The 12,037-nt window shown below is 72.9% G+C and carries 11 protein-coding genes; 10 read left to right on the plus strand and 1 reads right to left on the minus strand.

The genetic code is table 11. From position 1 onward, the window contains the following. Positions 1-231 precede the first annotated feature (231 nt). The 5 genes from ABD371_RS04135 (at position 232) to gatB (ending at position 6,077) form a co-directional block, all read left to right on the plus strand. Positions 232-2,385 carry a putative bifunctional diguanylate cyclase/phosphodiesterase gene (locus ABD371_RS04135; protein WP_344472801.1) on the plus strand — a complete coding sequence of 718 codons (2,154 nt, stop codon included), beginning with the start codon at positions 232-234 and terminating at the stop codon, positions 2,383-2,385. A gap of 130 nt (positions 2,386-2,515) precedes the next feature. Next, complete coding sequence (gene gatC / locus ABD371_RS04140; RefSeq protein WP_190125320.1) at positions 2,516-2,812, plus strand: Asp-tRNA(Asn)/Glu-tRNA(Gln) amidotransferase subunit GatC; 297 nt, start codon at positions 2,516-2,518, stop codon at positions 2,810-2,812. Positions 2,813-2,819: 7 nt separating this feature from the next. Beyond that, a complete protein-coding gene (gene gatA / locus ABD371_RS04145; RefSeq protein ID WP_344472805.1) occupies positions 2,820-4,313 on the plus strand; it encodes an Asp-tRNA(Asn)/Glu-tRNA(Gln) amidotransferase subunit GatA in 1,494 nt (497 codons plus the stop codon). Beyond that, entirely contained in the window at positions 4,310-4,549 is a 240-nt protein-coding gene (locus ABD371_RS04150; protein WP_190125318.1) for a hypothetical protein, read from the plus strand. The genes gatA and ABD371_RS04150 overlap by 4 nt, the downstream gene beginning before the upstream one ends. A gap of 16 nt (positions 4,550-4,565) precedes the next feature. Beyond that, complete coding sequence (gene gatB, locus ABD371_RS04155; protein WP_344472808.1) at positions 4,566-6,077, plus strand: Asp-tRNA(Asn)/Glu-tRNA(Gln) amidotransferase subunit GatB; 1,512 nt, start codon at positions 4,566-4,568, stop codon at positions 6,075-6,077. A 97-nt stretch (positions 6,078-6,174) separates the two neighbouring features. On the opposite strand, the gene ABD371_RS04160 is transcribed toward gatB, so the two are convergent. Beyond that, the gene (locus tag ABD371_RS04160; protein ID WP_344472810.1) at positions 6,175-7,074 is read right to left on the minus strand and encodes a hypothetical protein; all 900 of its coding nucleotides are present in this window, start codon (positions 7,072-7,074) and stop codon (positions 6,175-6,177) included. Between the two features lie 240 nt (positions 7,075-7,314). Here ABD371_RS04160 and ABD371_RS04165 point away from each other — a divergent pair, with 240 nt between their 5' ends. The 5 genes from ABD371_RS04165 to ABD371_RS04185 all read left to right on the plus strand — a co-directional run bounded on the left by ABD371_RS04165 (position 7,315) and on the right by ABD371_RS04185 (position 12,030). After that, complete coding sequence (locus ABD371_RS04165; protein WP_344472812.1) at positions 7,315-9,540, plus strand: MMPL family transporter; 2,226 nt, start codon at positions 7,315-7,317, stop codon at positions 9,538-9,540. Positions 9,541-9,563: 23 nt separating this feature from the next. Continuing rightward, complete coding sequence (locus ABD371_RS04170; RefSeq protein WP_344472814.1) at positions 9,564-10,133, plus strand: GNAT family N-acetyltransferase; 570 nt, start codon at positions 9,564-9,566, stop codon at positions 10,131-10,133. Positions 10,134-10,191: 58 nt separating this feature from the next. Further along, positions 10,192-10,794 (plus strand): hypothetical protein, encoded by a 603-nt coding sequence (locus ABD371_RS04175; RefSeq protein ID WP_344472816.1) that lies wholly within the window; start codon positions 10,192-10,194, stop codon positions 10,792-10,794. Between the two features lie 63 nt (positions 10,795-10,857). After that, positions 10,858-11,691, plus strand: coding sequence for a GNAT family N-acetyltransferase (locus tag ABD371_RS04180; RefSeq protein WP_344472818.1), 834 nt, complete (start codon positions 10,858-10,860; stop codon positions 11,689-11,691). 168 nt (positions 11,692-11,859) lie between these two features. Further along, a complete protein-coding gene (locus tag ABD371_RS04185; protein ID WP_344472820.1) occupies positions 11,860-12,030 on the plus strand; it encodes a hypothetical protein in 171 nt (56 codons plus the stop codon). The last annotated feature ends 7 nt before the right edge of the window (positions 12,031-12,037 follow it).

Consider the following 12,037-nt stretch of genomic DNA (forward strand, 5'->3'; position numbering starts at 1 on the left):
GGTGGGAATCGACTGGTACAGGTTCACCCGTTCGGCGCATAGCAGATGGATAAGGGTGGTCCGGTCGCATTCGGGCAAGAGCAGTAGAGCGATGCCCGTCAGGGCCCTGGGCCGCCTACTGTTGAGCCGTGCGCCTGTCGTGCACGGCTGCGTGGTGGGATTTCAGTCGTGGTGGCATGACAAAAGGACCATCGCCAGGCATCGGCACCGCCGGCTGTGAGAGGGACGGGAATGGAACCGACCGAGAGCGCCGCCCCGGTCCCGCGGCCGCGTGGGCTCACGGCCCTCGCGAGCCTGGTGGGCCTGACCCCCGGACTGCACGCCGTCGTCGTGACGGGTGCCGCGATCGTCCTCGCCACCGGGATCTCCGGAGCGGTGCGCGAGGACCGCGCGCTCTTCCCCGGCGGAGCCGTCGGCTGGGCCTTCGCCGTGCTCACCGGGATCATCGTCGGCCATCTGGTGGCCCTGGGCCGCGACCGCTGGTGGGGCGGCACCGGCTCCGGGGCCGCCCTCACCATCGCCGCCCTCCTCCTCTACGGCTGGGTGCCCGCCGGGCTGGTCAGCCTCGCCGTCGTCGCCCTGGTCGGCACCGTCCGCAAACACCGCTGGCGGCACGGCGTGCTGCACGGCTCCGTCGACATCCTCGGCATCGGCGCTGCCGCCCTCGTCCTCTCCGCCTTCGGCGCGTCCCCCAGCGTCGAGCACCCCTGGGAACCACTCGACTGGGGCATCGAGGCCGCACCCGAAGTGATCCTCGCGGCCACGGCCTATCTCGCGGTCACCCGGCTGCTTCTGTGGTATGTCCTCACCCCGCAGGGCAGCGGACTCCCCACCATCGCCCGCACCGCCCTGCTGCGACAGGGCCTCGTCGCGGTCGCGCTGCTCGGCATCGCCCCGCTGATCTGTGTCGTCGCCGCCGTGCTGCCGGTGCTGCTGCCCCTCTTCGCCATACCCCTCATCGCCCTGGACTCCACCCTGTGGATCGCCCGCGCCAGGGCCGAGGAGCAGCTGCGCGACCCGCTCACCGGGCTCCCCAACCGGCAGTGGCTGCTGGAGCGGACCTGGGCCGCCCTGGAGGACGCCGAGACCAGCGGCAGCCGCGCCGCGCTCGTCCTGATCGACCTCGACCGCTTCCGGTCGGTCAACGACACCCTCGGCCATCTCGCCGGCGACCGGCTGCTGCTCCAGATAGCCCAGCGGCTGCGGCACGCCCTGCCGCGCGGCGCGGAGGCGGCCAGGCTCGGCGGCGACGAGTTCGCCGTACTGCTGCCCACGGCCGACTCCATCACCAGCGCCCAGCGCGTCGCCCGCCAGCTCGCCGTCGAACTCTCCTCGCCGCTCGACCTGGACGGACTCACCCTCGTCCTGGAGGCCAGCGCGGGCGTCGCCGTCTTCCCCGAGCACGCGCTCGACGCGGAGGGGCTGCTGCGCCGTGCGGACGTGGCGATGTACCAGGCCAAGCGCGACCGCACGGGCGTCGAGGTGTACGAGTCCAAGCGCGACAGCAACACCCCCGACCGGCTCGGTCTCCTCGGCGACCTCCGCCGGGCGCTGGACGCCCGCGAGGTGGAGCTGCACTACCAGCCCAAGGTGCGCTTCGACGGCCATGTGGCCGGGCTGGAGGCGCTGGTCCGCTGGGTCCATCCGGAGCGCGGCCGGGTTCCCCCCGACGAGTTCATCGCGATCGCCGAGTCCTCCGGGCTGATGCCGCACCTCACGGAGTACGTACTCGACACCGCCCTCGCCCAGGTCGCCAAGTGGCGGGCCCAGGGGCTGAAGGTCCCCGTCGCCGTCAATGTCTCCCCGCGCGACGTCCACACCCCCGGCTTCGCCGGCTCGGTCGCCGCCCGGCTCGCCCGGCACGGGGTGCCCCCGGGAGCGCTCCAGCTGGAGATCACCGAGCATGTGCTGCTGGAGGATCCCCAGCGGGCCGCGGACACCCTGGCCGGGCTCACCGACCACGGCGTCAAGATGTCCCTGGACGACTTCGGCACCGGCTACTCCTCCCTCGTCCATCTGCGCAGGCTCCCGGTGAGCGAACTCAAGATCGACCGTTCCTTCGTGGCCCGGCTCGCCGTGGACACCGAGGACGCGGAGATCGTCCGCTGCACCGTCGACCTCGCGCACTCCCTGGGCCTGCTGGTGGTGGCCGAGGGCGTCGAGGACGACGAGACCTGGGAGCGGCTGCGCGACCTGGGCTGCGACGCGGTCCAGGGCTGGCTGGTCGCCGCCGCGATGCCCCCGCAGGAGACGACGGCCTGGCTCCGCGCCCGGGGCGAGCGCGGCTGGCACCGCCAGCCCCAGCCCGAGCGGCGGCCCGAGCTCCAGCCCCCCGCCCCGCACTCCACCGACGCCGACGAGCCCTCCGGCCAGGCGGTCCCCTGACCCCGCCGTCGCGGCGGTGACGCCCCGGACCGGTCCTCGCGGCCCCCGGAGCCGAACCGTTTCGTGGTCAGCGCCCCTCGCCCCATAGGATTGGCCCAAACCACACTCACTCACCCCTGAGGATCGCTGCATGCCTGGCATTACGCGCGAGGAGGTCGCCCACCTCGCCCGGCTGGCACGTCTGGAGCTTTCCGGCGACGAGCTGGACCACTTCGCCGGTCAGCTCGGCGACATCATCGGCGCGGTCGCCCGCGTCGCCGAAGTCGCCGACCAAGACGTGCCCCCGACCTCCCACCCGCTGCCGCTGACCAATGTCATGCGCGCGGACGAGGTCCGTCCGTCGCTCACCCCCGAGCAGGCGCTCTCCGGCGCCCCGGCCCAGGAGCAGCAGCGTTTCAAGGTGCCGCAGATCCTGGGGGAGGACTAACCACATCATGACGGACATCATCAAGCTCACCGCGGCCGAGATCGCCGCGAAGATCGCCGCCGGCGATCTCACGGCCGTCGAGGTCACCGAGGCCCACCTCGCCCGTATCGACGCGATCGACGAGAAGGTCCACGCCTTCCTGCACGTCGACCGCGAGGGCGCGCTCGCGCAGGCCCGTGCCGTGGACGCCAAGCGCGCCGCGGGCGAGAAGCTCGGCCCCCTCGCGGGCGTGCCCCTCGCGCTGAAGGACATCTTCACCACCGAGGGCATCCCCACCACGGTCGGCTCCAAGATCCTCGAAGGCTGGATCCCGCCGTACGACGCCACCCTGACGCGCAAGCTGAAGGAGGCCGACGTCGTCATTCTCGGCAAGACCAACATGGACGAGTTCGCCATGGGGTCCTCCACCGAGAACAGCGCCTACGGCCCCACCGGCAACCCCTGGGACCTCACCCGGATCCCCGGCGGCTCCGGCGGCGGCTCCAGCGCGGCCCTCGCCTCCTACGAGGCCCCGCTCGCCATCGGCACGGACACCGGCGGCTCCATCCGCCAGCCCGCCGCCGTCACCGGCACGGTCGGCGTCAAGCCCACCTACGGCGGGGTCTCCCGCTACGGCATGGTCGCCTTCTCCTCCTCGCTGGACCAGGGCGGCCCCTGTGCCCGCACGGTCCTCGACGCGGCCCTGCTGCACGAGGTCATCGCCGGTCACGACCCGCTCGACTCCACCTCCATCGACGCCCCGGTCCCGCCGGTCGTCGAGGCCGCCCGCAACGGCAGCGTCGAGGGCATGCGCGTCGGCGTGGTCAAGCAGTTCCGCGGCGAGCACTACCAGGCCGGGGTGATGCAGCGCTTCGACGAGGCCGTCACCCTCCTCAAGGGGCTCGGAGCCGAGATCGTCGAGCTGGACTGCCCGTCCTTCGACCTCGGTCTCTCCGCGTACTACCTGATCGCCCCCTCCGAGTGCTCCTCGAACCTCGCCCGCTTCGACGCCATGCGCTACGGCCTGCGGGTCGGCGACGACGGCACCAAGTCGGCCGAGGAGGTCACCGCCCTCACCCGTGAGGCCGGCTTCGGCGACGAGGTCAAGCGCCGCGTCATCCTCGGCACCTACGCGCTCAGCTCCGGCTACTACGACGCGTACTACGGCAGCGCCCAGAAGGTCCGCACGCTCATCAAGCAGGACTTCGACACGTCCTTCGAGCAGGTCGACGTGATCGTCTCCCCGACGACCCCGACCACCGCCTTCCCGATCGGCGAGCGCGCCGACGACCCGATGGCGATGTACCTCGCCGACCTCTGCACCATCCCGACCAACCTGGCCGGCAACGCGGCGATGTCGCTGCCCTGCGGGCTGGCCCCGGAGGACAACCTCCCGGTCGGGCTCCAGATCATCGCCCCCGCCATGAAGGACGACCGGCTCTACAAGGTCGGTGCCGCCGTCGAGGCCGCCTTCGTGGAAAAGTGGGGACACCCGCTGCTGGAGGAGGCACCGTCGCTGTGAGCGCACTGACCAAGGCCAAGGGCTTCAAGAAGTCAAAGGCAGGCACCTATCTGTCGATCGGCACCACCGCTTTCGGCGCGCTCGGTGTCCTCAAGCAGGTGAAGGCGGCCCGCGCCGAGCACGACACGCTCCGGCTGATCGACGCCGCGATCACCGGCGCCGCCATCGTCACGGGCGTCGCCCTGCTGGTGCGCGAGCTGAAGCGCCTCGGCGACGACGACGTCCTGTTCGGCTGAGAGGGAAAGTTTCACCGTGACCGTCACTGAATTGGTGTCGTACGAGGCGGCCCTCGCCGGCTACGACCCCGTCATGGGCCTTGAGGTCCATGTCGAACTCGGTACCAAGACCAAGATGTTCTGCGGCTGCTCCACCGAGCTGGGCGCGGAGCCCAACTCGCAGACCTGCCCCACCTGTCTCGGTCTGCCCGGCTCCCTCCCGGTCGTCAACGCGATCGGCATCGAGTCCGCCATCAAGATCGGTCTCGCGCTCAACTGCGAGATCGCCGAGTGGTGCCGTTTCGCCCGGAAGAACTACTTCTATCCGGACATGCCGAAGAACTTCCAGACCTCCCAGTACGACGAGCCGATCGCCTTCAACGGCTATCTGGACGTCCAGCTGGAGGACGGGGAGATCTTCCGGGTGGAGATCGAGCGCGCCCACATGGAGGAGGACACCGGCAAGTCGACCCACGTCGGCGGTGCCACCGGCCGTATCCACGGCGCGTCCCACTCCCTGCTGGACTACAACCGCGCCGGCATCCCGCTGATCGAGATCGTCACCAAGCCGATCGAGGGCGCGGGGACGCGCGCGCCGGAGGTCGCCAAGGCGTACGTCGCCGAGCTGCGCGAGCTGATCAAGGCGCTGGGCGTCTCCGAGGCCCGGATGGACAAGGGCCAGATGCGCTGCGACGTCAACCTCTCGCTGCGCCGCCACGGCGTCGAGAAGTTCGGCACCCGCAGCGAGACCAAGAACGTCAACTCGCTGCGCAGCGTCGAGCGCGCCGCCCGGTTCGAGATCCAGCGGCACGCCGCCGTGCTGGAGTCCGGCGGCACGATCGTCCAGGAGACCCGTCACTTCCACGAGGACGACGGCTCCACCACCTCCGGCCGGATCAAGGACAACGCGGAGGACTACCGGTACTTCCCGGAGCCCGACCTCGTTCCCGTGGCTCCCGCCCGGGAGTGGGTCGAGGAGCTGCGCGCTCTCCTCCCCGAGCTGCCCAGGGTGCGCCGCAACCGGCTCCGTGAGGAGTGGGGCGTCTCCGAGCACGACATGCAGTCGATCCTCAACGCGGGCGCGGTCGAGCCGATCGTCGCCACGATCGAGGCGGGCGCTCCGGCCGACCAGGCCCGCAAGTGGTGGATGGGCGAGCTGGCGCGCAACGCCAACGAGTCCGGCCGCGCGCTGGACGAGCTGCCCATCACCCCCGCGCAGGTCGCCCGGGTCACCGCGCTGGTCGCGGCCGGCGATCTCAACGACAAGCTGGCCCGCCAGGTCATCGAGGGCGTGCTCGCGGGCGAGGGCGACCCGGACGCGGTCGTGGACGGGCGCGGGCTGAAGGTCGTCTCCGACGAGGGCGCGCTCGGCACCGCCGTGGACGAGGCGATCGCCTCGAACGCGGGCGTCGCGGACAAGATCCGCGGCGGCAAGGTGGCGGCCGTGGGCGCGCTCGTGGGCGCGGTCATGAAGGCCACCCGGGGTCAGGCGGACGCGGCTCGCGTCAAGGAGCTGATCCTGGAGAAGCTCGGCGTGACCGAGGGCTGAGCCGTACGGGCGAGGCAGGGGGCGGTCCGCACCGTGGTGGTGCGGGCCGCCCCCTGCCCGTACCCCCGCCCGCGCCTCTCGCGGGGCGGCGGCACGGTCAGTGGCGTATGCCCAGCCCGGGGAGGAGCAGCTCGCCCCGGTCCTTGCAGCTGACGTCCCGGGCCCGCAGGTCCTTGGGTTCCAGGGTGCCCCGGGCTCTCAGCTCGGCGATCGCCAGCCGGGCGGCCTCCGCGGCCTCGGGCCGGTCCGGGTCGGGGAACTCCGCCTGCCACCAGCCCCGGTCGCGGGAGTGCCAGCCGCGCGAGCGCATCAGCCGGTCGCGCTCGGGGGTGTCCTCGCCGTCCCGGTCGTCCACCGAGACATGCAGCCCGTCCGCCAGGGCGTAGGAGAGCTGGATCCGCCGGCCCCGGTCCGCGTCGCTGGTCAGGGAGAATCCCGCCCAGTCGCCGCCGACCTGCACCGGCAGCTGCTCGATCCAGGCGCCGAGCATCAGCTCCAGCGCGCTCGCGAAGTGCTCCAGCGAGGACGCCGTACGCCCGCCGGTGTGCTCCGTGGGGCGCTCGCCGGGGCCGCTGCGGTCCAGCTGCCAGATGTAGGGCAGCAGATCGAAGTCGTGCGGCTCGTCGGCCGCCCACGCGCCGCCCCAGGCGAAGGTGCGCAGCTCGTCGGCCTCCATGCCCTCGGTGTCATGGACGGAGAGCCGGGCCCGGTGGCAGTCCCCGGAGAGAAGGACGATCCGTCTCGCGTCGCGCCAGCGGACATTGGGACCGTGGGCCGAGCCGCCGTAGAGCGTCGGCTCGCCGATCCGGGCGACTATCGCTCCGTACACCTCCCGGAAGGACTCCCGCCGCTCGCGGAGCGAGGCCCCCGGCTCATGGACGAGCACCGCCCGGGGGCCGTGGCCGGCGCGGGTCGCGGTCGCGTCGTGCAGGGTGAGGGCGAACTGCGCGGCCTCGCCGGGCGTCAGGGTCGGCTGGTTGGTCCCCGTCGTCTCCATGCCGTCCATCGTGCCAGCCGGGGCCGACAACAGCCGCTGCCCGCCGGGGCGTTTGTCGCGCCGGGCGCGTGCCGGCTCGGGGAGCGCACGCCCCCGCGCCTGTGACTAAGCCCACGAAAACCGGCTAAAAGGGCAAAGGGCGGGGATTGGCTGACAGAGTGAGTCGACCAGCATGTCACGCGTTCTTTCCGGGGTGTTCCCCAGCGAAGATCCAAGAATTTCACCCAGGGGGCACCTCCGTTGGCAGCCATCGCCCGCTGGTGCGTCACGCACCGACTCGTCACCGTGCTGATATGGGTGCTCGCCGCCGCGGGTGTGGCCCTCGCGGCCGGAGCCGCCGGAACGGCCTACTCCAACGACTACGAGGTCCCCGGCACCGAGTCCGGCCGCGCCGCCCAGCTCCTGGAGCGGGGCTTCCCCGGCACCGCCGGGGACAGCGCCACCGTCGTCTGGCACGCCGAGGACGGCGGGGTCCGCGCCGGGGCCGTACGGGAGCCGGTGGAGCGCATGCTCGCGTCGGTCGCCGCGCTCGAACCGGTGGCCGCGGTCACCGGCCCGTACGAGGTGGGCGGAGCCGTACGGATCAGCCCCGACGGGCGCACCGCCTACGCGGACGTCACCTTCCGCCAGCGGGCCGAGGACCTCCCGGCGGGCGCGGTCGAGGAGCTGGTGGAGACCGCGAGAGCCGCCGCGACCGACCGGATCCAGGTAGAGGTGGGCGGTGCCGCCATCGGCCCGGCCGAGGCCCCCCAGGGGCATCTGGCCGAGGCCGTCGGGGTGGCGGTCGCCGCCGTGGTCCTCTTCCTCGCCTTCGGCTCGCTCGCCGCCAGCCTGCTCCCCATCGCCACCGCCCTCGTCTCCGTCGGCGCGGCGTACGCGGGCACCGTCCTGCTCGGCCATGTCATGACCGTCGCCGACTTCGCCCCGATGCTCGGACTCCTCATCGGCCTCGGCGTCGGCATCGACTACGCCCTCTTCATCGTCACCCGCCACCGCACCGGGCTGCGCGCCGGACTCCCCGTGGAGCGGGCCGCGGTCACCGCCGTCGCCACCACCGGACGCGCGGTCGTCTTCGCCGGGGCGACCGTCTGCATCGCCCTGCTGGGCATGCTCATCCTGCGGCTGAACTTCCTCAACGGCGTGGCGGTAGCCGCCTGCCTCACGGTGGTCCTCACCGTCGCCGCCTCGGTGACCCTGCTGCCCGCCCTGCTCTCGTACACCGGCCCCCGGGCGCTGAGCGGCCGGGAGCGGCGGCAGCTGCGCGAGTCCGGGCCGAGGCCGCAGCTCCCGACCGGATTCGCCGCCCGCTGGTCCGCGTTGGTGGAGAAGCGCCCCAGGGCGCTGGGCGCGGTCGCCGCCGTCATCATGGCGGTCCTGGCGCTCCCCGCCCTCTCGCTCCACCTCGGCACCTCGGACCAGGGCAACAACCCGGCCGGCTCCACCAGCCGGAAGGCCTACGACCTGCTGGCCCACGGCGGCCCCGGCGCGGAGGGCGGCTTCGGCCCCGGCGTCAACGGCCCGCTCACCCTCGTCGCCCGCGTCGGCTCTCCGGCCGACCGGGCCGCGCTGGAGCGGCTGCCCGCCGCCCTCGGCGGGGCCCGGGGCATCGCCTCGGCCGGCCCGGTCGCGTACAACCCCGCCGGTGACACGGCGGTGCTCACCGTCGTACCCGACTCCTCGCCCCAGTCGAAGCGGACCAGCGAACTCGTCGACCGGCTCCGGGGCGAGCTGCTGCCCGCCGCCGTCGGCCCCTCGGGACCGGCCGTGCACGTCGGCGGCGTGACCGCGAGCTACGACGACTTCGCCGAGATCATCGTGGGCAAGCTGCCGCTCTTCGTCGGCGTCGTCATCGCCCTCGGCTGTCTGCTTCTGCTGCTGGCCTTCCGCTCGGTCGCCGTCCCGCTGAAGGCCGCCCTGATGAACGTGGCCGCCGTCGCCGCCTCCTTCGGCGTCGTCGTCGCGATCTTCCAGTGGGGCTGGGGCAGCGAACTGCTCGGCCTCGGGCGGGCGGGCCCGATAGAGCCCTTCCTGCCGGTCATCATGGTCTCGGTGCTCTTCGGACTCTCCATGGACTACCAGGTCTTCCTGGTCAGCCGGATGTACGAGGAGTGGCTGGCCACCGGCGACAACCGGCGCGCGGTGCGGGTGGGGCTCGCCGAGACCAGCCGGGTGATCAACTCCGCCGCCGTGATCATGATCTCGGTCTTCCTCGCCTTCGTCCTCAGCGGCGACCGGGTCATCGCCATGTTCGGCATCGCGCTCGCCGCCGCCGTCGCCCTGGACGCCTTCGTCCTGCGCACCCTGCTGGTCCCCGCCCTGATGCATCTGCTCGGCGGGGCGAACTGGTGGCTCCCGCGCGCCCTGGACCGGCGGCTGCCCCGTATCAGCATCGAACCGCCCGATTCCCACGATTATGCGAAGATTCCTCAGCCGCGCATGAGCCAGGACGAACGGCTCGTGCCGTAAACCGGTCCGGAGGAAAGACCACCATGTTCGCGACACCCCTGGAGACGACCGACGGCCGGCGCGCGGAGCTGTGCCCCCTGGAGCCGTGGCAGGCGGCGGAGTTCCTCGCCCACATGGACCGGGGCCGGGAGTACGTCGGACGCCACATCGGCCTCCCGGACGTCGTCGGCGACCTGGGAGCGGCGCGCGCCTACCTCCAGTCGTACGCCGACAAGCAGGCCGCCGACAGCGGCCGGATCTACGGCATCCGACTCGACGGGGTCCTCGTCGGCGGGGTGCTCTTCCGGCTCTTCGACGCCGGCTCCGGCACCTGCGAGGTCGGCTGCTGGCTGGAGCCGTCCGCCGCGGGCCGGGGCCTCGTCACCCGGGCCGCCGGGACGATCATCGACTGGGCGGTCGAGGAGCGCGGCATTCACCGGATCGAGTGGGTCGTCTCCAGCGAGAACACCCCGAGCGTCAGGGTCGCCGAGCGCCTGGGCATGCGCCGGGACGGCGTGCTGCGGCAGGCCTCCTCCCACCGGGGCGCGCGCCAGGACCTGGAAGTCTGGTCCGTGCTCGCCCCCGAGTGGCGCGAGCGCCGGTCGGACGCGTAGCGCTCCGGCGCGCCGGTCGTTAAGGGGACTCTCAGACAGGCCGCCTACCGTGCGCCCAATGAACCCCACGGACACCGACAAGACCACCGACGACACCACCGCTCCCGGCCTCCGCAAGGACAAGGACGCCGAGGAGGCCTCCGCGAAGACCACGGAGGCCCCTGAGGCCCCTGAGGCTCCCGAGGGCGCGGAAGCCGCCGCCGACTCCGACTCCGACGGCGACGCCGAGGCCGGCACCGAGGAGCTGGACGAGGCCCCCCGCGAGTCCTCCGGGCTGCTGGCGGCCACCGCGGGCGTCGTCGCCGCCGGACTCGGCGTCATCGGTCTCAGCGGCAGCTGGGTCGGCACCATCGCCGCCGAGCGCCAGTCCCTGCTGGGCCGGTTCGAGACCTCCCAGAGCGCCACCCCCGCCGAGCAGATCTCCGCGCTCTACGGTGACGCCTGGCACACCACCGCCCTGGTCAACGGCTTCTTCGCGACCCTCGCCGTCATCGTCGGCATCGCCGTCCTCGCGCTCCCGCGCACCCCCGTGTGGATCCGCGCCGTCGCCGCCGGCGGAGCCGTCCTCGGCGTCCTCGGCCTGCTGGCCGCGATCGGGATGTACGTCGACGTCCTGCCCATGCCCGACGGCGGCGGCGCGGGCGCGGGCGGCGGCAGCTGACCGACCGCCCCCACGCGGCGAATACCGGTGGCGTCCGCCCCGCGGCGGTGTTCCACTCGGCGGATGGATCATGAGAGAACCCTCGCCCTGTTCGACCGCCGGGTACGCCGGGAGGCCGTCCCCGACAGCCCCGGGGCCCGGGTCGAACGGGTGGGCCCCGTGGTGCGCCAGACCGGCGGCGAGAACGACTGGAACGGCGTTCTCTGGTCCGGCCTCGACGAGAGGACGGCGGACGCGGCCATCGCCGCCCAGATCGGCCACTACACCGCGCTGGGCCTGGACTTCGAGTGGAAGCTCTACTCCCACGACCTCCCCGGCGACCTGGGCGAACGCCTCCTGGGGGCGGGCTTCGCGGCCGAGCCCCCGGAGGCGCTCATGGTCGCCGAGACCTCCGCGCTGAACACCTCGGCCCGGCCGCCCGAGGGCGTCCGGCTGGTCGAGGTCACCGACGCGGCGGGCGTCGAGCTGATGGCCCGGGCCCAGGAGCGCGCCTTCGGCGAGCGCCCCACCCGGCTGCGCGAGCAGCTGCTGTCGCAGCTGGGCCTGGACACCGTGGTGATGACCGTGGCCCTCGCCGGGGACGAACCGGTCTGCGCCGCGCGCCTGGAACTGAACCCGGCGGCCGGATTCGCCGGACTCTGGGGCGGCGGCACCGTGCCCGCCTGGCGCGGCCGGGGCGTCTACCGCGCCATGGTCGCCCACCGGGCCGCCGTCGCCGCCGCCCGGGGCCACGGCCACCTCCAGGTCGACGCCTCCGACGAGAGCCGCCCGATCCTGCTGCGGCTCGGCTTCACCCGGCTGAGCACCACCACGCCCCACCTCTACTCCGTACCCCGCCGACCCGTGTCGCCGACCCGGCCGGGGGTGCTTTCTAAGGCGTCCCCGAACCGGCCTTAGAACGGCGGCCGGGCCCGGTCCGGGCGGGGGAGCCGCGTCTAAGGACCCTCCCCGCGCGAAGATGCGGAACCCTCCCCATGCGCCGCACCCCCCTGGCGGACGAGATTGGTGTCACGGCCCGGCGGCGAACACGCCGGCCGCACCGACACCGATCCCCAGGGGGCAGAGATGTTTCACTACCGGCTTCAGGAACTGCGCAGGGCCGAACTGGTCGAGCAGGCCGAGACCTACCGGCTCGCCCGCCGGCTCCGCACGGCGCGCCGGGCCGCGAATCGCTCCGGCGAGAACCGGGAGGGCCGGGTGAGCGACCCGTCAGAACGGTTCGCACGAGCCGCCTGACCAGCGC

The organism is Streptomyces amakusaensis (assembly GCF_039532665.1).
GTDB lineage: Bacteria > Actinomycetota > Actinomycetes > Streptomycetales > Streptomycetaceae > Streptomyces > Streptomyces amakusaensis.